We start from the raw sequence: 21,649 nt of genomic DNA, 5'->3' as shown, positions 1-21,649 counted from the left end.
CACGACGAGCCCGATCGTCCTGACGGACGGCATCGAAGCACTCCTCATGCCATTCAAGCGCATCGGCGTTCCGGCGCATGAACTGGCCATGATGATGACAATTGCGCTCCGCTTCATCCCGACACTTCTGGAAGAAACAGACCGCATCATGAAGGCGCAGTCCTCCAGAGGCGCGGACTTCGTGAATGGCAATCTCTGGCAGAGAGCGAAGAACATGGTTCCGCTCCTCGTGCCGCTCTTCATTTCCGCTTTCAGAAGAGCAGACGACCTGGCGACCGCCATGGAAGCGCGCTGCTACAGGGGCGGCGAAGGACGCACGAAGATGCACCAGCTCGCCTACACATGGAGAGACAGAAATGCCATGATCGCTGTCGTACTTGTGACCGCAGCGCTCATCGGACTTTACGTATATTTCAGATAAATAAGAAGGGCCGGGGCGATGCTTCGGGCCTTTTTGGCAGGGAGAATCATGAGAAACATTTGGATTACCGTTTCCTATGAGGGAAGCGGATACGCAGGCTTCCAGCGGCAGGAAAACCGCATGACGGTGCAGGAAATGCTGGAAAACTGCCTTCTGGAGCTGACAGGGGAAAAGACCACACTCTACTTCGTCGCAAGGACGGATGCAGGGGTCCATGCTTACGGGCAGGAATGCACCTTCTATACGGATTCGACGATTCCGGGCGACTGCTTCATCTATGCGATGAATGCACGCCTTCGCGGCGACATCCGCGTGACGAAGAGCTGCGAGATGGATGAGGACTTCTCCGTCAGAAGAAGAAATTACGGAAAAACGTACGGCTACCTCCTGACAGAAAGCAGGGAGGCCTCGCCGTTCTTGAAGCGCTATATCTGGCGGACGGGAAAGAAACTCGACCTTGAGAAAATGCGGAAGGCGGCAAGGGCTCTCGAAGGCCGCCATGACTTCACGTCCTTCCGAGGAAACAATTCCGTGCCGTCCGATCCGGTCAGGAACATCCATGAAATCCGCGTAGAGAAAGACGGGGATCTCGTCCGCATCTACGTGACAGGCGAAGGCTTCCTCTACCACATGGTAAGGAACATCGCAGGCTGCCTTGTCGATGCAGGAATGGGGCTTCTTTCAGTCAAAGACATAGAAGAAATCCTTGCGGCAAAGGACAGAAGGAAACTGGGAATGACAGCGCCGGCAGAAGGCCTCTGTCTCCTTTGCGTCTACTTCTCGCCGATTACAAAAGAGAGCATCGAAGAAACACTCGCCATGCCCCTTTTCCCATGGTGCAGGTAAAAAATGACTTCAGGAATCCGGTAAAATCGATACCTCGCCTTCCCAGACGGGGTAGGGGGACCGCGGAACGCGGTGGATAGGGTTGATTTCCTCAGCCGAAGGCTGGTGGTATGGTTTTTAGATAGCACAAAAATATAAATATGTTGGTATCCTCTAATTGCATATATCCGCACAAAAGGAGCTGTAAAAATGTGAAATCATTTCTGCAGCCCCTTTTTCATATGCGTATATCTCATGGAATCCCATCGAACGTTGCGAATTCGAACAGTTTAATCGTTTAGCTTTAATTTACCATTCTAACGTATTATAATAAGAGTAAATCATCTTAGAATCCACAATAACAGGGGGACATGGCATGACAAAGAAAGAACTGATCAGGAAAGCTGCCATTCAGATTTTCCGCGAGAAGGGATACAGCGGCACAACGCTTCGGGATATCAGCCGGGAAGCGGGCGTCAGCGTTTCTACCGTATCCTACTACTATGGCTCGAAGGAAAACATGTACAAGACACTTTTCCCCGAAGACATGGCACAGCAGGAACCGAAGCGCCGCGAGCAGATCGAGAACGCAGCGATCCGCCTCTTTGCGCTGAAGGGCTATTCGGACGTTTCCATCCGCGACATAGGAAAGGAAGCCGGGGTGAACAGCGCGGCGATTTCCTACTACTTCGGAGGCAAGAGAGAGCTCTATTCTGCGATTCTTCAGAAGGGGAGCGCCCTTCTCGTCGACTTCGTGGAGCAGGCGGCCCATGGCGACCATACGCCGATGGAAATCATGGAAATGTACTCCCGCTTCTTCTACCGTCTGATGAAGGAGCATCCCTACATTCTCCGCATCTTTTCATGGGAAATGATTCACCCGACCGACGTTTTCGCATCGATCGGGAAGGAACGCTTCGCCATGGTTCTCGTCGTCCTCAGGGGCGCCCTGACCGAAGGCATTGAGGAAGGATGCTTCAGAAAGGACTTAAAGCCTACGGAAGTCTGTATTTCCTGGGCAGGCATGGTCGCTTACTACTACCTCATGAATGAAATCAAGAAGCGCTTCTCCGTGAAGGAAGAAATCACGGAAGACTCTTACATGCATCAGGCATTCGATGTATTGATGAACGGGATCAAGAATAAGGAAATCGGCTGAGGGAAGGCCGCATTTGAAAAGGGGAAAAGGGTATGAAACGATGGGCAGGAATAGCGGCAGCCGTGATGCTTGGCATGTCGCTTTCACTGACGGGATGTGGAAAGGCCGTCAATAAAGGACCGTCTGCGCCGCTCGTGAAGACGATCGTCATCGGAGAAGACGCAAAGGATGCGAAGGATACATTCTCCGGCACCGTGCACGGATTCTTCGAGTCTCCGCTTGCTTTCCAGACAGGCGGGCGAATCATGCAGCGCTATGTCACAAGCGGGGAGCGCGTGACGGCCGGACAGGAACTCTTCAGTGTCGATTCGAAGGATGCAGAAGAGCAGGCGGCAGCAGCCAGATCGTCGCTTGATGCGGCAGGGGCTTCCCTGAAGCTTGCGCAGTCGACACTGGCAAGGTATGAAAAGCTCCATGCTGCCAATGCGATTTCCGATCTGGCCATGGACCAGACAAGGAACAGCTACGACCTTGCGCTGACGCAGTACCGGTCAGCCGAGGCGGCTCTTTCGCGCGCAGAAAACAATCTGGGCTTCACGACGCTTGTCGCCGATCGCGACGGCATCGTGGGGACGACACTGTATGAAGTCGGGCAGGTCGTTGCCGCCGGTACGCCGGTCGTTACGATCATCGACGACTCCAAGCTGGACGTGTATATTTCTCTTACAGAAAAACAGTACGGGCTCTACTCGGTCGGCATGCCCTGCGAAGTGACCTTCTGGGCGCTTCCGGGGGTCAAAGTAGCGGGCAAGGTCAGGGAAGTGGCGGCAGCGCCGAATGCGGCGACAGGCACTTATGATGCCAAAGTCACGCTTGAAAACCCGCCGCAGGATGTTGCCGTCGGCATGACAGCACAGGTGAAATTCACCGATCCTGACAGCGCAAGGGGATTCATGGTGCCGCTTTCGGCCATGGCTTCCCAGCAGGCCTCTCCTTCCGTCTGGGTTATCCGTGACGGCAAGGCGCATCTCCAGAAGGTAGAAACGGGACGCTACGGCAAGGATGCCGTCGAAATCACCTCGGGTCTTAAGAAAGGAGACCGCGTCGTGACAGCTGGCGTCGCCCGCCTGAGTGAGGATGAAGAGGTACGCGTATGAAGCAGATCAATCTGGCGGAATGGGCGATCAAGCACAAGCAGATTGTCTATTTCTTCATCTTTTTCATCCTCTTGGGAGGGATCATGTCTTACTTCTCTCTGGGGAGAAGCGAGGATCCTGCCTTCACCATCCGCGAAGCCGTCGTAACAGCGGCCTGGCCGGGCGCATCGGCAGAGCAGATCACCGAGCAGGTGACCGATCCCCTCGAGAAGACGCTGCAGGACGTGAAGGGGCTCGATTACCTAAGGTCTTTCACGCATGACGGCAAGACGGTCATCTATGTCGACCTCAAGGACGATGTGCCCAAGGAAGACATACAGACACGCTGGCATGAGATGAGGAACCTCGTCGAAGATGAATGGGGAAGCCTTCCGGCCGGCGTCGTGGGGCCTTTCATCGACGACCGTTTCGATGATGTGTACGACTCGATTTATGCTGTCACAGGAGACGATTTCTCCTATGAAGAAAAAAGAAAATACGCTGAAAAAATCCGCCGCCGTCTGACGTCCGTGGAAGACGTGCAGAAGGTCGAGCTTCTTGGCGTGCAGGAACAGAATATTTACATCGAGATGGACCAGAACAAGCTCGCTACGTTCGGCTTGAGCCCGACGGATGTATTCACAATGATTTCCCAACAGTCCGCGATGATGCCCTCGGGCATGATCCATACGTCCACAAGAAATGTGGCCATCCGCGTCGACGGGCTTCTTGGAAGCGTTGAATCGCTCGAAAATCTGCCGATCCATGTCGGCGAGAGATCGTTCCATTTAGGCGACATCGCCAAGATCACGCAGAGCTATACGACCCCGGAAACGTCCCTCTTCTACTTTGACGGGAAACCGGCGATCGGCATTGCCGTTTCCATGAGAGATGGGGGAAACAACCTCACGCTTGGCGAGCATCTGAATGCGGAAATCGAAAAAGCGCAGAAGGAAGTCCCGGCCGGCATGACAATCAGCCTCGTCGCCGATCAGCCGAAGGTCGTCAATAATTCCATCCACGATTTCACGGAATCTTTGCTGGAAGCCATCATCATCGTCATGGCAGCTTCCTTCCTTTCCCTCGGATTCTGGAGCGGCATCGTTCTTGCCCTCTGCATCCCGGTCGTCGTCTGCGGCTCCTTCATTTTCATGAAATGGCAGGGGATCGACCTTCACCTCGTATCTTTGGGATCCCTCATCGTGTCACTGGGCCTTCTTGTCGATGATGCGATCATCGTCATCGAAATGATGCAGGTCAAGCTCGAAGAGGGCATGGACCGCATGGCAGCGGCAGAAGCGGCCTACAAAGGCTGCGCGAAGCCTATGCTGGCCGGTACGCTCATCACGGCCGCCGGCTTCATCCCTGTCGGCCTTGCCCAGGGACAGACTGCCGAATATACCTCCTCCTTCTTCTGGGTCATCGGCTCGACACTCCTGATTTCCTGGCTGGCCTCCATCTTCGTTTCACCGGTTCTCGGCTATAAATTCATCCGCGTGAAATCGAAGGAAGAACGCGCCAAGGAAAAGAAGAAGGGCATCAAGGAAAAGATCGGCGAGAAGTCGTACCAGATCTTTGACAGACTCATCAAGGGAAGCATCAGGTACAGGAAATCTGTCATCGTCGGCACCTTTGCTCTCTTTGCCGTCACCATGATGTGCCTTCCCTTCGTCAATCAGGAATTCTTCCCGAACTCCAAACGTCCGGAAATCATCCTGGACGTGAATCTGCCCTCCGGCGCCTCCATCGAGGAAACGAAGCGCGTCATGGCAGGCATTGCAGACAACCTGTACGGGGACAAGCGCATCGAGTCCTTCTCGACCTATGTCGGAGACTCCGCGCCCCGTTTCATCCTTCTCTTTGATCCGTCAGCACCGGAAGACGGCCACGGGCAGATGATCATCGTCACGACAGGAAACGACGTCAGGGACGATGTCAGAAGCGAGCTCGACCAGTTCATCGCTGACAAGTACCCGGATGCCCGCGCGCATACAAGGCTCATCACGACCGGCCCGCCATCCGATTACCCTGTCATGTTCCGCCTGATCGGCGAGGACAATAAGAAGACAGCCGAGCTTGCCGTCAAAGCGCTCGACATCATGAGGAAGAATCCGGACATCGTGAATGCAAGCCTTGACTGGCCGGAAGAAATGCCTTCCATCAAGCTGAAAATCAATCAGGACCGCGTCCGCGAGCTCGGCATCGACAACTATGCCGTATCGCTCGACCTGTACTCGAAGCTTTCCGGCTACAAGGTCGCTGAATCGTACCAGGGCGACCAGCTCGTCCCGATTTCCTTCAAGCTCGAAGGAAAGAATGCGGCCCAGCTGCCCGACCTTTCCTCCATGCCGGTCCATGTAGGAAACGGACGCTACGTGCCTCTCGGGCAGTTTGCCGATATTTCCTATGAGAATGAAATCAGCACCATCTGGAGAAGAGACCTGAAGCCTACGATCACGCTCCGCGCTGACTGCAAGGACGGCGTCATGGCAGACTCCCTCATGCAGGAACTCTACAATGACGACTTCGCTTCCTTCAAGGCAAGCCTCCCCGACGGATACACGCTTGAAAAAGACGGATCCGCCGAATGGAGCGACAAGTCGATGAAGTACATTTTCCAGGCCGTGCCGATCATGATCTTCTTCGTTCTTATGGTCCTCATCTTCGAGCTGGGGACGATACCCAAGCTCATCATCGCCATCGTGACCGGGCCGTTCGGTCTCATCGGGGCGATTTTGACGCTCCTTATCACAAGGCAGCCGATAGGATTCGTTGCCATCATCGGCATGATTGCCCTTTCGGGCATGGTCATCCGGAACAGCATCATCCTTCTGGACCAGATCCGGCAGCACCTCGAAGCAGGGCTTACGCCGTATGATGCCGTCGTGAAATCGGCCGTGCTCCGCTTCCGTCCGATCATGCTTTCCTCGGTGACCGACGTCCTTGGCTTCGTGCCTCTCATTACGAACCCCTTCTGGCGGCCGCTTGCCGTCTCCTTTGTCGGCGGGCTTCTTCTTGCCACCGCCATCGGGCTTCTCTTCGTGCCTGCGCTCTACAGCCAGATCTACGGAGTGAAAATACCGAAAGGGGAAAAATAAAGATATGAAAGAGCTGTGGGAACTTTCCGTTTTCATGGCTCTTTTTATATTGAAATTTTTCTTGACAAGTTTTTCTGAGATGGCTAAAATGTACACAATACAGGAATAGTATTGACGGAAAAAAGTACTTATTGGAGTGCTTCTCAGAGATCCGGCGGATGGTGCGAGCCGGAAAGCAGAAAATAAGGAAGTTCTTTCCCGAACTGCCGCGCTGAAAGTCGAGTAGGAGCGGCCGGAGTGATCCGCGTTACAGGATCGAGAGTCGATCTGATCGAGTAGGGTGGTACCACGGAACTTCCGTCCCTTGGGTACCACCCTTTTGTGTTTATCAGATAACTTGGGTGGTACCGCGGCGGATTCCGTCGTCCCCTGCTTGTTTTGAAGCAGGGGATTTTTTATTGGACCGCATGGAGTTCCGGATGACCGGAGAGGAAGAGCAGGAGGAAACATCATGAAGAAATGGATGAAATACGGAGCAGCAGCTGTCATGGCAGCTGGCATGGTATTGGGAGGAAGCATGGAAGCGCTCGCAGCGCATCTGGAAGACATTACGGCAAGAGGGACGATCCGCGTAGGGACGACCGGGGATTACCGTCCGATGTCCTACAAGGATAAGGAAACAGGAAAATACGAGGGCTTCGATGCCGAGCTTGCTGAAAGGCTTGCCGATTCCCTCCACGTGAAGGTCGAATACGTCCCCACGACCTGGAAGACACTGACAGCCGATACAGAGGCAGGGAAATTCGACCTGGCTCTCTGCGGCATCACAAGGACCTTCGACAGGGAACGCGTCATGTCCATGTCGGACGGCTACCTCCTCTTCGGCAAGACGATCCTCTGCAGGAAGGGCGATGCAGGGAAGTACAAATCCATTGCCGACATCAACAGGCCGGAAGTGAAGGTCATGGTCAATCCGGGCGGAACGAATGAAAAGTTCGCCAAAGCATACCTTCCGAAAGCCACGCTCATCATTCATGAACAGAATGCGGAAATCCCCGGTCTTATCGCTGAAGGAAAAGCAGACATCATGATCACGGAAACAATGGAAGCGAAGAAATATGCGAAGATGGATTCCCGTCTGGCCGATCCGCTCGTGAACCAGCCGTTCACAAAGAACCGTTTCGGCGCTCTCATGCAGAAGGGCGATCAGGAATTCCTGAACTACGTCAATTTTTTCCTGGCAGAGCTTGAAACGAACGGCACGATGAAGAATATGGAACAGAAGTATATCGGATGATAGAAAGACAGCAGGAGAGGAGAAGCATCATGAAAAAATGGATGAAAGCAGGCATTGCCGCAGTTCTGGCGGCTTCAGCACTCATATACGGAGGATGCGGCGGGCAGGCGCCAAAGAGCGCAGGCTCTGACGCAGGAAAGATCAAGATCGGCGTCGTCCAGATTGTCCAGCACGGCTCGCTGGATTAGGCCAATAAGGGCTTCATCGACGGCCTTGCCAAACGCGGCTACGGCCCTGACAAGATCGTCGTCGATCAGCAGAACGCGCAGGGCGACCAGTCCAATCTGAAGACCATCGTTTCCCATTTCAAGGACTCGAAGCCGAATCTGATCTGCGCCATTGCGACCCCGGCTGCGCAGGCGGCTGCCAATGAGATCAAGGACATCCCGATCGTAGGGACGGCCATTACCGACTACACCTCGGCCAAGCTCGTCAAGAGCGATGAAAAGCCAGGCGGAAACGTGACGGGCGTCAGCGACCTCGCATCAATCGATGCACAGATGGATCTTGCCAGAGAGCTCGTCCCGAATGCTAAGAACATCGGGCTCATCTACTGCTCCAGCGAAGTGAACAGTGAAATCCAGGCAAACATGGTGAAGGACTACTGCAAAGCAAATGGCCTTAATGTCGTCGAAAAGACCGTCAATAACGTGAACGACATTCAGCAGACCGCTGAATCCCTTGCCGGCCAGGTCGATCTCATCTACACGCCGACTGACAATACGATCGCCTCTGCCTTCCCTGCCCTTGTCAAAGTGAAGGATGCCCGCAAGATTCCGGTCATTGCCGGTGCTGACATCATGGCCAAAGACGGAGCCCTTGCCGCTCTTTCCGTGGATTACTACAAGCTCGGCCTTGAGACAGGCGAACTGGCTGCCGACATCCTCGACGGCAAAGTGAAGCCGGCAGATGCACCGATCCGCCACCAGAAGGAATATGACACTGTCATCAATAAAATAAGAAGGATGCAGAGACCCTTGGAATTCAGATTCCTGACGCTCTTAAAGCTAAGGCAAAACTTGTCTGAAATAGGGATATCCTAAAGAAATAAAAAGGCATACAGGAATCAAACAGATTCAAACGAAAAGAAAAGGCCGGCCGCCTCCGATGGCACCGGCCTTTTTCATGCATGAAAAACGGGCAGAAACAAAGTTTAGGGGAGGCTGTGACCCAAAATTGACCGCCTCGGAAGAAAGAAGTGGGGAACAAGAGAAAATAGTTTTGAAAAAACCGAAGAAAACGAGCTTTTTCATAAGATAAATTAATTATGAATACATGTGAAAACGCCAATATTTATGTTGTTTTACTATTTTTCTCAAAAAATATCTGTGCTATAATATTTACAAGTATATCTATCTGCAAAAGTACGGGACGGATATGCTGAAAAATTCTGTAAAGAAGGCGGGGCTATGTCAGAAATAGAAGAAAGATTAGCCCAGGTAAGAGCCCGCATCGCGGAGGCTGAAAGGAGATCTCCCTACGGACAGGAAGTCACGCTTGTTGCTGTGACGAAGTTCCATCCGCTGGAGGATATGGAAGAAGCCATCCGTCTGGGCGTTACCCAGGTGGGCGAGAACCGAGTGCAGGAAATGGAAGAGAAGAGAAGGTCTCTGTCAGCTCCTGTCGTCTGGAATTTACAGGGACATTTGCAAAAGAACAAAGTAAAAAAAGCCGTAGCCTGTGCGGATCTCATCCAGTCCTGTGACTCGGAAGAGATCTTGAGGGAAATCGACAAGAAAGCGGAAAGCGCGGGAAAGGTGCAGGACGTTTTTCTGGAATTCAATATTTCCGGAGAGGAGAGCAAGTATGGGTTCTCCCCGGAAGAATTCAAAAACGCCGTGGAGGCGGCCAAAGCGTGCACGCATGTGCGCGTGAAAGGCCTGATGTGTATGGCGCCGAATGAAGAACCTGAAAAGACGCGCCCCGTATTCCGGGAAGGCCGCAGGCTGTGGACTGAAATGAAAAAGGAATTTCCTGAAGGACAGATCACGATACTGTCCATGGGCATGACGAACGATTTTGAAATAGCCATTGAAGAAGGGGCAACAATGGTGCGCATAGGCACCGCTATATTCGGAGCCCGGCAATACCACTGAGAGGAGAAATGATTATGAGTTTACTGGACAAGTTCAAAGGTAATTTTGTTGACAACGATGATGATGAAGAATTAGATGAAGAAGAGGGCATGGAAGAAGAAGGCATGCCTGCTTCTCCTGTCAATCCATCCGCTCCCGTACCGCCGAGATCTCAGGCTGTACGCAGCAGCGTAGGCCGCGCAGGAGTACCGGTCCGCCAGACATCCAAACCATATACCATGGTCGTCGTTTCCCCTAAGGAATACGCAGATGCTGAAAAAATCGCTGACCATCTGAAAGCCATGCGTCCTGTTGTCATGAACATCGAAAAGACAGATGACGACGAAGCAGAAAGAATCGTAGACTTCGTACAGGGCGTCATGTATGCGCTTGACGGCCGTCTGGACCGCATTTCCGACAAAATCTATCTCTGCGCGCCGAGCAATGTCAGTGTTTCCCAGGATTCCCTGACACCTCAGCCTGAACCACAGGCCGCTCCTGAAGCTCCGCAGTGGAATCAGGGCGCACAGGCTCCGCGGATCTGATGGCAGGCTTATTCTCAAGCCTGAAGAACCTGGCAGACGGGTTCTTCATGGAGGAAGAGGATACAGACGATTTACCGGAACTGGAAAGGGATAAGCCTGTACCGGCAGGCGCGCTGCCAGTCAGGAGTATCCGCCCTCTGGAAATCGTCACCATGGTCCCGGGTGAGTACCGGGATGCCGGACGCGCCGCTGATGCCCTTGCAAAGGGGCTCGTCGTCGTCGTGCTCCTGGGAGACAACGTGGACAGCGACACAGCGAAACGGTTCGTCGACTTCCTGGCCGGCGCCGTCTACCTGACGCACGGTGATATCGAACTCCTGAACGACAACGTTTTGATTATCACGCCCGATACCGTGCGCGTCGAAAGAGACACGTTCATCCCCGTATCGGACATTCCGATGTGGAAAGGACCGCAGGGATGAAGAAAGTTATCATTATCGGGTGCGGCGCCATGGGAGGAGCGATCCTCTCCGGGTGCCTTGCCCATGACATATGGAAAAAAGAAGAAGTCAGCGTGAGGGAACACAGCGAAGAAGCTTCCGCTGCAAAGGCAAAACAGTACGGGACAGAGATCTGCCATGACCTCAAGGAGGCAGAAACGGCCGATCTTGTCCTTATTGCCGTCAAGCCGAACATCGTTCCTTCCGTCCTGGAAGAACTCCGTCCGCATCATCCGAAGAAAGTCATTTCCATCGCAGCGGCCGTTGCTTTGGAAACCCTTGAAAAAGGACTTCCGGATGCGGAAATCGTCCGCGTCATGCCAAACACACCGGCTTCCGTCGGCGAAGGCATGACAGCCATAGCGCCAGGGAAAAAGGCATCGGATGAACTCGTAAAGACGACAGAAGAAATCTTCACCGCACTGGGGAAGGCTGCCGTCGTCACAGAAAGACAGCTCGACGAACTGGGCGCGCTCTCTGGAGCAGGCCCGGGATATGCATTCGTTATCATTGACGCTCTGGCGGATGCAGGCGTCCTCGTCGGACTTCCAAGAAAACTCGCCATCGAAGCCGCAGCGCAGACACTCTACGGCGCAGCCAAGATGGTCCTTGAGACAGGAAAACATCCGGCCGAACTCCGCGATCAGGTCACAAGCCCGGGCGGAACGACGATCGCCGGTATCTATGTCATGGAAAAGAGAGGCATCAGGGCCGCTCTGATTGACGGCGTGAAAGCCTGCCTCGACCGCTCAGACGAAATGTCCGGGAAATAAAGAAACCCTTGGATACAGGAAGAATCTCCCGGTATCTTGGGGGGAATTGAGGAATACATGAAAGATAGAGAAAAAATTCTTCGCTACTTTACGGCAACAGGCGAAGAAGCAAAGGACATGGCCATTCGCCTGCTGGATCTCGCCGATGCGGTAGACCGCGGCCGTCCTTTTGCTGTAGGGCCTTTTATGAGTCCCTTTGCCGCACAGGTCGGACAGACGATTGCCGCGCATGCGGGAACCATCACGGCCAAAAGCTTCGGCGGTTACCACGAAGCTGAAAGAATAAAAGTAGCCTTTGTCGATGGCGGCTATGAAGGCCCCGTAGACTTTGGCATCAAACTCCTCTCCGTCAAATGGGACGGCAGGTACCGCCTCATCGGACACAGGGATGTCCTGGGCTCCCTCATGGGCCTTGGCATCGACCGTGCCGTCCTGGGCGACATCCTCATGCAGGAAAACGGATGCCAGATCCTCTGCGATGCAGATATGGCACAGTGGATCATCGACAACTTCCATAAAGTCGCCATGGTCACCGTTACCGTCGAAGAAGTCCCGATGGAAGAACTCCATCCGCCGGAAAAGACAGCCAAGGAAGTACGTGCTACCGTCGCCTCCCTTCGCCTCGATGCCGTCGGAGCTGCAGGCTTTGGCCTTTCCAGGACGAAGATGGTCCAGCTCGTCGACGACCAGAGGACAGAAGTCAACTGGCAGATGGCAAAAAGCGCCTCCCAGGCAGTCAAGCCGGGTGACGTCATCAGCGTCAGAGGACGCGGAAGAATTGAAATCAAGGAAATCACCGGTAAAAGCCGCAAAGGCCGCATCGGGGTTTTGATAGAAAGATACCGCTAAGATTTTGCGGCAGAGGAAGCAGGAAGCTGCTGCACGCCGGCCGGGGAAACCCGACATTTCCTTTGCCATAGAGGCATGCGTCACACATCGTACACTAGGAGGAAATTTTATGATCACACCGATGGACATTCACAACAAGACATTCTCCAAACAGATCAGGGGATACTCTTCCGAAGAAGTCAACAGCTTCCTCGAAGAACTCGCAGGCGATTACGAAAGAATCTACCGCGAACACCGTGAAATGGAAGAAGAGATGGACGCCATCAAGACAAAGCTCCGTAACTATGAAAAGATGGAAGAAACCATGTCCAGCACCCTCGTCATGGCTCAGCAGACCGCTGAAAACGTGAAGAGAAATGCGAATAAGGAAGCAGAACTCTCCATCCGCGAAGCACAGAATGAAGCCAGAAAGATCGTTTCCGACGCTGAAGCAGCACGCCGTAAAATGAATGCAGACCTTCTGAAAACAGAAGGCGACATGAACCTTTATATCGAAAAGCTCCTGTCCAACTTCAAATCCGCACTCTCCCTGATCGAATCTGCCAAAGCTGCACAGGCTCCGCAGCCGATCCAGACTGCGCCGAAGACGCAGGAAGTACCAGCAGCTCAGGAAGCTCCTGCAGCAGAAGCACCGGCTGAAGACATTCCTGTCCAGACAGAAGAAACTGCCGAAGGCGCTGAAGAAACAGCAGAAACCGTTGAAACAGCAGAAGCTGAACCTTTCGCAGAAGCGGAAGAAGAGGCTGCTGTTGATACAGAAGAAGAAAAAGAAGAAAAAGGCGCCAACGTATTCGACGTGGCTGCTGAAACCGTAAAGAAGGAGGAAAAGAAGGACTAAGCCTATGGAAGAGAAACAATACGTCACCGAATGGGCCAATGAAAACCTTGGCCTCACACTGAAAATCACAAAAATGCTCCATGAAGAACAGACACCGTATCAGAAGATTCAGATTGCTGATACCCTTGAATACGGCCGTCTGCTCATCCTTGACGGCGTTTTCCAGACATCCGTCAAAGATGAATGGACATATCACGAGATGATCTCCCACGTGCCGCTCATGCTGCACCCGAATCCGGAAAGAGTACTCATCATCGGCGGCGGTGACGGCGGCGTAGCCAGAGAAGTCTGCCGTCACGACTGCGTCAAGCAGGTCGACCTCTGCGACATCGACGGCCGCGTCATTGAACTCTCCAAGGAATACTTCCCGACCATTGCATCCGCGCTCCTTGATCCGCCGGAAAAGCTTCACGTCCATGTAGGAGACGGCATCGCCTTTGCGAAATCCGTCAAGGACTTCTATGATGTCATCATCATCGACTGCTCCGACCCGATCGGACCCGGTGAAGGCCTTTTCACCCGCGAATTCTACAAGAGTGCGCATGAAGCCCTCCGCGAAGACGGACTCATCGTCCAGCAGACAGAGTCCCCGATCGTGCAGCAAAAGACCGTCCATGACGTCTACAAAGCCATGGGAGACGTATTCCCGATCGTCAGGATGTACTACTCCCACGTGCCGATCTATCCGGCCTGCATGCATTCCTTCATGCTTGCATCCAAGGTGCATGATCCGCTCCGTACCGGCGTAAGACGCCCGGTTCCGCAGCCGATGAAGTACTACAACAGAACGATCCAGAAGAGCTGCTTCGTCCTGCCAAACTTCATCAAGGAACTCCTCTACAAAGGAAACCTGAGCTTCTAAAAAATATAAAAGAGACTGTAAAAGTGCCAGTGAGCATTTCTGCAGTCTCTTTTTTGCTGGAGTTTTCCAATCCAGTATATGATTTCCATTTCTCTAAAAACTCATTTAAAGGGGCCTTTCCCAGTCTGATAACGCGCAAAATAAAGGAGACCGGGAGGGAAGGCCCGGCCCCCAAGGAAGGGCGTTTTTTATGAAATCTGAATCATTTATCCCTTAATGCCATCTCGTTTCTTCCGGCGATATGCCTCGTCTTTCCATTTCAGGATGATGGTCATAGAATTCGGATTTGTTCTTGTACATTTTCTCATCCGCTCTCTGGAAGACATCCATGTAGCTGTTGTCCGTGCCGGGCACATAGCTTGCCATGCCGGCTGCGAGGACGACCTGGCCCGGGAGCTTACGGTAAGATTCGGAGTGGTCTCTCATTCTCTGCCGGAATCCGCGGATCATTTCGCCGCAGAGATCGGAAAGCTTGTTTTCCATGATGATGACAAATTCATCGCCGCCGATACGGTAGATTTCCGAGCGGGGGAATTCCTCCGTCAGGAGCTGGTAACCGTTCCTAATGAGGTGGTCGCCTGCTGCATGGCCCTGCGTGTCATTGACATGCTTCAGGTTGTTGACGTCGAAGACCATGACAGAGAAGATAGCGGTGCCTTCGTTGATCTTGTCCCCGATTTCCGTGATGCGTTCGATATAGGAAGAACTGTTGCCGGCGCCTGTCAGCGTATCGGTATGGGACATCTTGAAAATGCGGCGGAGGATACTCGTCATCGTGAGGATCAGGATGGCGGAAATGGCTGCCGTCAGAAGGAATATCGTGTACGTCATGACATCCTGCTTGTAGTTCAGTTCCGCTTCCGGGACGAGGATGGCCAGACGCATGCCATTTTTGATCTGGCTGCTTTCCACGAAGACACGGTTCTGGTGATCCGTGTAGCTCGTGGAGAGGCTGTCACGGGCGGGGTCCATGATCTTGTCGATTGTTTCCTGCGGGATATGGACAGAACGGTTGCCATCAAAGAGGAGATCTCCTCTCGGGCCGAAGAGAACGGCAAAGCCTGATTCATAAGCCGTCATGTTGTTGATGCGCTTGCAGAATTCATCGAAGTCGATATCTGCGCCGACAATGCCGATCAGGGTATCGCCCTTGTAAATCGGACGGACATAGGAAATACACTGGCCGCCCATCATCGTATTGTAGTAAGGAGGAAGCCAGGTCGGTTCCTTGCGGGAAACCGGCACGTAGTACCAGCCTACATGGTTCATGTCGTCTTCATCGAATTTATGCAGGTTGACCGGCGTCAGTTTGAGGACACTGATCCCGTCTGCCGAGCGTGCTACAGTGTAGCCTGCCTGCGGGTTATTCGTGAGTTCCGGGCTCAAGCGGTAGTAGAGGGAAGCAATCTTGAAATTCTCAGAGAGAAGATGGTAGCCAAGATTTTCCGTCTTGTCTTCGTAAGCGGAGAGGAATTCGGGATCTTTCAGGAGAGAAAGGTCGTCAGGGACGATGTCCGCATAGCTGGCGGTCAGTGCATTGACCGTCTGTGCCGTTACGCGCAGCGTATCATTCAGCTCTTCCATATCCGTCTGCTGGATGGACTTCATGATGGCGCGGTTATCATTGCTGCTGATTTCGCGGAAGGTGAAAGTGGAGATGCCGCCGATCAGCGCCGCTGCGAGCATGATGCCCATGACCAGTATGATGATCAAGTGCTTTTGCAGCTGTTTCATAGGCTCTCCTTTCCGCTTTCGCCGGCATTGAGATCCTCCAGCTGGCTTCTCGCTTCATCGAGGGCCTGCTGCGTTTCTTTCTGCCTGGATTCAGAGCGGTCCAGCGCTTCGATCGTTTTCTTGTGGCTGTCCTGCTCCTCATTGAGAGCATGCTTTGTCTTGCGTTCTTTATACTGCGCTTCTTCAAGCGCTTTCTGCGTTTCCTTCGCCTTGGCTTCGGAACGGTCCAGCACTTCGAGCGTCTTCTGGTGGTCGTCCTGCTGTTTCTTGAAAATACCCTTGTACTTGTCGAGCTTTTCCCTTGTCCTGCGTTCCTGGGACTGCGATTCCTCGAGTGCCTTGATGGTCCGTTTCTGTTCTGTCAGGGCAAAGCGCAGATCACGGTCGCTTTCAAGGTCCTGTACCTTGAAGAAATGCCAGAGGTAAAGGATCATGGTACCGATCGTTGCGCCGATATTGATAGAAGCAAAGGACGTGAACGCAAGCTGAAGGATGCCGGAAATGATGAGCACGCCGAAAACAGCTGCCAGGCAGTACCTGTCTTCCTTGATGATACGGTCACGGCGCTGATGGATTTTGTAGAGGCAGTGCCCATAAATGATAACAAGAATGCCGTAGAAGCAGAGGAATCCAGGACCTCTCAGGTAGTTATTGTGGATGTCGTAGAAATAGAAGAACCCGGTGAACTGCGTCACGCCGAGGAGCACAAGTCCGATGGCTGCCGCCGCTTCATTGAAGTAGAGCCAGACGGCAGAACGGACTCTCAGACGGGCATGGAGATAGTACGTGAATTCTACAGCAAAAACGAGCATCAGGACATAGACGGCAATATTGGCCGACTGTGAAATCCAGATGCCTAGCTCCGATTCATCCCCGCGGTAAAGGCAGGACATGCTGTCGCATGAAATCGTCAGCACATTCGTCAGGAGCAGAAGCCAGAGACGTTTTCCCGGCTTGTCATTTTCAGGGATCCTATGCGTCGTCAGGAGAGCGATGATGAGGGAAATGATGCACCCCCCAGAATTCCAGGCTGACCTGCAGGATGGTAGGAATAGATATATTGATAGACATATGAGATCCTTCTTGCAGTAAAGAATCCGAAGAACCCGTAGACCTGCGGATGCCGGTTCGTTCTTCGCATATGTACCTACACTAATTTTATCATGATTCATTATAAGTGTAAAATTATTTTAATAACTCTTTTATATTTAATTTATATTTTACAAAAGGTAAAATGGTATGAAAAAGCAGCGGATAGGATCATAAAATAGGGAAATGGAAAGTACCGCAAAATGAAGGAAAATGGCGGATCTCAGGAGAATTTCGCAAAAACCGGGCAGCTGATTTTCAGAAGTTTTTAGACCATTTGAAGAGGAATCAGCGGGGGAAGTGACAGGTGAAAATATAGATGCAGAGTATATACTAAAACTGCTATTTGTCCTGTAACAGACTGGCGAAATAGAAGGGGGGAGAAAGAGACAGAAAATGGAAAGTAAGTGATTTCCAAAAGAGTACCATTGTCTCTATGCCCATAGAGGCGATATAATATAGAAAAGGTTCGAAGGCTGTTGTATAAAACGGAGGCGGTAATGATGGAGTCCCTGACGAAACTCAATTGTCCCTGTTTAAGGGAAAAAGCAGTGAAAGCTATGTACAAAGGTATGAATTTGATGACAATTCCCTTGTCGCGCTGGGGACTGTCCCATGTGGAAATCCATGACGATGCTGACATCCTGGATATCGGATGCGGCGGAGGCAGGAATATCCAGCGCCTTCTCCGTGCAGCACCGAAAGGCCATGTGACAGGCATCGACCCGTCCGAGACAGCGGTATCCATGTCCTTTGCACTGAACCGCGAAGCCATTGCGGACGGACGCTGCGACGTCTATGAGGGAACGGCAGACATTCTCCCCTTCGGAGATAACCGCTTCGATCTCGTCATGGCATCGGAAACGATGTACTTCTGGAAGAATCCGGACGAATGCGTCAGGGAAATCCTCCGCGTACTGAAGCCGGGCGGCATTTTCCTTGCCGTCAATTCCAAAGGCGGCACCTGCCCCCTTGATGACATCTACGAGAAGATCATCCCAGGCATGAAAATTTTCCATCAGGAAGAACTCGAAGAACTTTTCCTGAATGCAGGTTTCCGCGACCTGGATACCGATTACAAACTGGGAGCCCTCGCTCTTACGGCTGTAAAGCCGATGACCAAGCTTGATGCAGTCAGGAAGAGACTCCTCCTCAAGGAACCGGCATCCTACGGAAAGATTGCCATCATGGCAGGCATCCTTGCGCTGATCGGCGTCGCTATCGCTGCTGGATCCAAGAAGAAAGAATAGAAGAATAAGTCATATAAGAGAGCCTATGGACGAGACCGTTCCAGGGCTCTCTCTTTTTGCCCTGAATGATCGTTTATGCGCAATATACTGCATAATATGCATATGAAGATTTTGGAAATTTACAAAATATGTATGCAATTTTATTCGATAAATACGAGTTATTTCCAAAATATATGCAGAAAATTCCAAAAAAGTTGAAAAAAATACAGTTTTGCCTATTGCGTAATTATACATCGCGTTGTATAATTATTTCATCTTCAGAAAAGCCCCCGTGAAGGGCCAGAGAAATTGTCTATTACTTATTTGGAAAGGCGGTCATCATTATGACAGATATCAATGGCGTTAAAAAAGTAGTTCTTGCTTATTCCGGCGGACTGGATACATCCGTTATCATTCCGTGGCTGAAAGAAAATTATGGCTGTGAAGTTATTGCCTGCACCGTAAACCTCGGGCAGCCGGAAGACTTCGATGCCATCCATGAAAAAGCACTGAAATCCGGTGCATCCGTCGCTGAAACCCTCGACGTTAGAAAAGAATTCATCGAAGAATACGCTTACAACGTACTGAAAGCTGACGGCATCTATGAAGGCAAGTACCTCCTGGGCACCTCCTTCGCTCGTCCGCTCATCGGCAAATGCCTCGTCGACATGGCCAAGAAATACGGCGCTGACGCTATCTGCCACGGCGCTACCGGCAAGGGCAATGACCAGGTTCGTTTCGAACTGACCATCAAAGCACTCGCTCCGCATATGAAGATCATCGCTCCCTGGAGAATCTGGGACATGAAGTCCAGAGAAGATGAAATGAAGTACGCTGAAGAACATGGCGTGCCGATCGACAAGTACGATGAAAAGCAGTCCGAAGAAGAAAAAGCTGCCCAGAAATACCCGTACTCCATGGACTGGAATATGTGGCACCTGTCCCATGAAGGCGACGATCTGGAAAACCCGGCAAACGCTCCTCACAAGGATATGTACCTCGTTACCTGCGATCCGGAAGACGCTCCTGACAAGCCGGAATTCGTTTCCATCGACTTCGAAGCAGGCGTACCGGTTGCTGTCAATGGCAAGAAGATGGACGGCGTCGAACTCGTCAACACACTGAATGCCATCGGCGCAAAGAACGGCGTAGGTATCAATGACCTCGTTGAAAACAGACTCGTAGGCATGAAATCCCGTGGCGTTTATGAAAACCCATGCGGATCCATCCTCTTCTACGCACACACCGAACTCGAAAGACTCTGCCTTGACCGCGCTACCTTCCACTTCAAGGAAGTCGCAGCTGTCAAATACAGCGAACTCGTATACGACGGCATGTGGTTTGCACCGCTCCGTGAAGCACTGCAGGCATTTGCCGACAAGACCTCTGAAACCGTCACCGGTACTGTCAAACTCCGTCTCTACAAGGGCAACATCATGAGCGCAGGCGCAACAAGCCCGTACTCCCTCTACAACGAAGAATTCGTAACCTTTGGTGAAGACGACGTTTACAACCAGGCTGATGCAGAAGGCTTCATCAACCTCTTCGGACTTCCGCTCACCATCAGAGCCCTGATGAAGGAGAAGAATGAAAAATGAGTGAAATGATGTGGGGAGGCCGCTTCACGAAAGCCGAGGAAAAGAATGCGCTGGATTTCAACGCCTCCATTTCCTACGACTGCCGGATGTACAGGGAAGATATCGCCGGATCGATCGCCCATGCGAAAATGCTGGCTGCTCACGGCATCATCTCCGCTGAAGATCAGGAAAAAATCACAGCGGGTCTCAAGAAAATCAAGAAACAGATCGATGAGGGACAGTTTGACTTCTCCATCGAACTCGAAGATATCCATATGAATATCGAAAAGCGGCTGACGGACGACATCGGCGATGCCGGTGCCCGCCTGCACACCGCAAGATCCAGAAACGACCAGTGCGCCCTGGATCTCCATATGTACATGAAGCGCCAGATCGGCCGTCTCTCTGAAAAGCTCATCGCTGTCGAGAGCGCGCTCCTCTCCGCCGCTGTCAAGTACAAGGACGTCATCATCCCGGGATATACCCATATGCAGCGTGCGCAGCCTGTCTACTTCGCGCACCACATGCTTGCATACTTTGCCATGCTCGAAAGAGACTTCAAACGCCTCGAAGACTGCTACGAAGCCTGCGACATGTCCCCGATCGGAGCATGCGCTCTGGCGGGTACAACCTATGACACCAATCCGCTCGAAGAAGCAGAGGACCTCCATTTCTCCTCCGTCTATGGAAACAGCCTGGATGCCGTCTCTGACAGAGACTACCTCCTGCAGTTCCTGTCCTTCGCATCCATCTGCGCCATGCACCTGTCCCGCCTGTCCGAAGAATTCATTTACTGGAGCACCAGCGAATTCCAGTTCATCGAACTCGACGACGGCTATTCCACAGGAAGCTCCATCATGCCCCAGAAGAAAAATCCGGACATGTGCGAACTCATCCGCGGAAAGACAGGCCGTGTCTACGGGCATCTCATCGGCCTTCTCACTGTCATGAAGGGCCTGCCGCTTGCCTATGACAAGGACATGCAGGAAGACAAGGAAGGCGTATTTGATGCCATCGACACGCTCTACTTTGCCCTCGACATCTATGCCGGCATGATTTCCACCATGACCGTCAATGGCGACAAGACACGCGAAGCCCTTGAACACGACTTCTCGAATGCCACCGACATGGCAGACTACCTTGCCAAGAAAGGACTTCCTTTCCGCCAGGCCCATGCTGTCGTCGGCAGCGCCGTCCATTACTGCATCGAACACCATAAGTATCTCCTGGATCTCACCATGGACGAATTCAAATCCATGAGCCCTCTCTTTGAGGAAGATATCCTGGAAGCACTGAAAATCGAAAACTGCGTCAACCTCCGTGAAAGCTACGGCGGCACCGGACGCAAGTCCATCGAAAGACAGGAAGCCCATGCCTCCGAAACCATCGCCAAGATGAAGGAAGCCTCCGCATCCTGGAAGGAAGAAATGGCTTTCCTGGACTAAGACGAAACCACGGCATTCCGCCTGGTATAGACAATTTCACACGGGAAAGGCTCTCCGAAGAGGGGAGCCTTTTCTGCTTTTATGCGGATTCCGGGGTCATGCATACTGAGGCTTATAGGACATTTCGGGTTGGTTTTAATGCCGATGGAACCCGTATTTATCGGGCTCCATCGGCATTTTAAGACTTTCAGTAATTCTTAAAGGGTGGACAAAACGTGTTGGTAAAAAGTCTCAGACAACTTGTAAATACGGGCTAAAATGGTATTTTATCTTTCCTAGGAAATGAATTATTTTGGCTCTTCACGGAAATTTGGGGGATGAATAATCCGCAGGTAAAGAATGAAATCGGATAAGGGTAAAGAAATAATCCATGTTTC

Annotated in this window: 20 protein-coding genes and 1 other annotated feature; of the genes, 18 read left to right on the top strand and 2 right to left on the bottom strand. The window is 52.2% G+C overall.

What is annotated here, in order from left to right:
* The 15 genes from M3200_RS04450 to speE all read left to right on the top strand — a co-directional run.
* A partial coding sequence (locus tag M3200_RS04450; protein ID WP_288178143.1) for an energy-coupling factor transporter transmembrane component T family protein occupies positions 1 to 421 on the top strand: 421 nt, incomplete at its 5' end.
* Positions 422 to 469: 48 nt separating this feature from the next.
* Positions 470 to 1,267: a tRNA pseudouridine(38-40) synthase TruA gene (gene truA / locus M3200_RS04445; RefSeq protein ID WP_288178142.1), complete on the top strand. Its 798-nt coding sequence runs from the start codon at positions 470 to 472 to the stop codon at positions 1,265 to 1,267.
* Between the two features lie 355 nt (positions 1,268 to 1,622).
* Positions 1,623 to 2,405, top strand: coding sequence for a TetR/AcrR family transcriptional regulator (locus M3200_RS04440; protein WP_022382339.1), 783 nt, complete (start codon positions 1,623 to 1,625; stop codon positions 2,403 to 2,405).
* Between the two features lie 32 nt (positions 2,406 to 2,437).
* On the top strand, positions 2,438 to 3,502 hold the full coding sequence (locus tag M3200_RS04435) for an efflux RND transporter periplasmic adaptor subunit (protein WP_288178141.1): 1,065 nt from the start codon (positions 2,438 to 2,440) through the stop codon (positions 3,500 to 3,502).
* On the top strand, positions 3,499 to 6,579 hold the full coding sequence (locus M3200_RS04430; RefSeq protein WP_022382337.1) for an efflux RND transporter permease subunit: 3,081 nt from the start codon (positions 3,499 to 3,501) through the stop codon (positions 6,577 to 6,579). Before M3200_RS04435 ends, M3200_RS04430 begins: the two co-directional genes overlap by 4 nt.
* 102 nt (positions 6,580 to 6,681) lie before the next feature.
* Positions 6,682 to 6,887: a binding site (T-box leader), on the top strand.
* Between the two features lie 143 nt (positions 6,888 to 7,030).
* Positions 7,031 to 7,816: a transporter substrate-binding domain-containing protein gene (locus M3200_RS04425; protein ID WP_022382336.1), complete on the top strand. Its 786-nt coding sequence runs from the start codon at positions 7,031 to 7,033 to the stop codon at positions 7,814 to 7,816.
* Between the two features lie 29 nt (positions 7,817 to 7,845).
* Positions 7,846 to 8,004 (top strand): hypothetical protein, encoded by a 159-nt coding sequence (locus M3200_RS04420; RefSeq protein WP_022382335.1) that lies wholly within the window; start codon positions 7,846 to 7,848, stop codon positions 8,002 to 8,004.
* Between the two features lie 15 nt (positions 8,005 to 8,019).
* Positions 8,020 to 8,859 (top strand): ABC transporter substrate binding protein, encoded by an 840-nt coding sequence (locus tag M3200_RS04415; protein ID WP_337523161.1) that lies wholly within the window; start codon positions 8,020 to 8,022, stop codon positions 8,857 to 8,859.
* Between the two features lie 366 nt (positions 8,860 to 9,225).
* Positions 9,226 to 9,912: a YggS family pyridoxal phosphate-dependent enzyme gene (locus M3200_RS04410; RefSeq protein WP_022382333.1), complete on the top strand. Its 687-nt coding sequence runs from the start codon at positions 9,226 to 9,228 to the stop codon at positions 9,910 to 9,912.
* Positions 9,913 to 9,926: 14 nt separating this feature from the next.
* On the top strand, positions 9,927 to 10,436 hold the full coding sequence (locus M3200_RS04405) for a cell division protein SepF (RefSeq protein WP_022382332.1): 510 nt from the start codon (positions 9,927 to 9,929) through the stop codon (positions 10,434 to 10,436).
* Positions 10,436 to 10,858 carry a cell division protein SepF gene (gene sepF / locus M3200_RS04400; protein ID WP_022382331.1) on the top strand — a complete coding sequence of 141 codons (423 nt, stop codon included), beginning with the start codon at positions 10,436 to 10,438 and terminating at the stop codon, positions 10,856 to 10,858. The genes M3200_RS04405 and sepF overlap by 1 nt, the downstream gene beginning before the upstream one ends.
* Positions 10,855 to 11,649, top strand: a complete 795-nt coding sequence (gene proC / locus M3200_RS04395; protein ID WP_022382330.1) for a pyrroline-5-carboxylate reductase — start codon at positions 10,855 to 10,857, stop codon at positions 11,647 to 11,649. The genes sepF and proC overlap by 4 nt, the downstream gene beginning before the upstream one ends.
* A gap of 57 nt (positions 11,650 to 11,706) precedes the next feature.
* A complete protein-coding gene (locus M3200_RS04390) occupies positions 11,707 to 12,498 on the top strand; it encodes a YlmH family RNA-binding protein (RefSeq protein ID WP_022382329.1) in 792 nt (263 codons plus the stop codon).
* A 109-nt stretch (positions 12,499 to 12,607) separates the two neighbouring features.
* Positions 12,608 to 13,336 carry a DivIVA domain-containing protein gene (locus tag M3200_RS04385; RefSeq protein ID WP_022382328.1) on the top strand — a complete coding sequence of 243 codons (729 nt, stop codon included), beginning with the start codon at positions 12,608 to 12,610 and terminating at the stop codon, positions 13,334 to 13,336.
* Between the two features lie 4 nt (positions 13,337 to 13,340).
* A complete protein-coding gene (gene speE, locus M3200_RS04380; RefSeq protein ID WP_022382327.1) occupies positions 13,341 to 14,198 on the top strand; it encodes a polyamine aminopropyltransferase in 858 nt (285 codons plus the stop codon).
* A 213-nt stretch (positions 14,199 to 14,411) separates the two neighbouring features.
* On the opposite strand, the gene M3200_RS04375 is transcribed toward speE, so the two are convergent.
* Positions 14,412 to 15,932 (bottom strand): sensor domain-containing diguanylate cyclase, encoded by a 1,521-nt coding sequence (locus M3200_RS04375; RefSeq protein ID WP_022382326.1) that lies wholly within the window; start codon positions 15,930 to 15,932, stop codon positions 14,412 to 14,414.
* Complete coding sequence (locus M3200_RS04370; protein ID WP_022382325.1) at positions 15,929 to 17,104, bottom strand: HD-GYP domain-containing protein; 1,176 nt, start codon at positions 17,102 to 17,104, stop codon at positions 15,929 to 15,931. The genes M3200_RS04375 and M3200_RS04370 overlap by 4 nt, the downstream gene beginning before the upstream one ends.
* Before the next feature lie 477 nt (positions 17,105 to 17,581).
* Between M3200_RS04370 and M3200_RS04365 the strand changes: the two genes are divergently transcribed.
* The 3 genes from M3200_RS04365 to argH all read left to right on the top strand — a co-directional run bounded on the left by M3200_RS04365 (position 17,582) and on the right by argH (position 21,272).
* Positions 17,582 to 18,271 (top strand): class I SAM-dependent methyltransferase, encoded by a 690-nt coding sequence (locus M3200_RS04365; protein ID WP_162297592.1) that lies wholly within the window; start codon positions 17,582 to 17,584, stop codon positions 18,269 to 18,271.
* 332 nt (positions 18,272 to 18,603) lie between these two features.
* Positions 18,604 to 19,848, top strand: coding sequence for an argininosuccinate synthase (locus tag M3200_RS04360; protein ID WP_370797057.1), 1,245 nt, complete (start codon positions 18,604 to 18,606; stop codon positions 19,846 to 19,848).
* A complete protein-coding gene (gene argH / locus M3200_RS04355; RefSeq protein ID WP_022382322.1) occupies positions 19,845 to 21,272 on the top strand; it encodes an argininosuccinate lyase in 1,428 nt (475 codons plus the stop codon). Before M3200_RS04360 ends, argH begins: the two co-directional genes overlap by 4 nt.
* Positions 21,273 to 21,649 lie beyond the last annotated feature (377 nt).

The organism is Dialister sp. CAG:357, from assembly GCF_000435155.1.
GTDB classification, from domain to species: Bacteria; Bacillota; Negativicutes; order Veillonellales; family Dialisteraceae; genus Dialister; species Dialister hominis.
The sequence above is the reverse complement of the archived record's forward strand: the minus strand, read 5'-3'. Positions and strand labels throughout refer to the sequence as shown.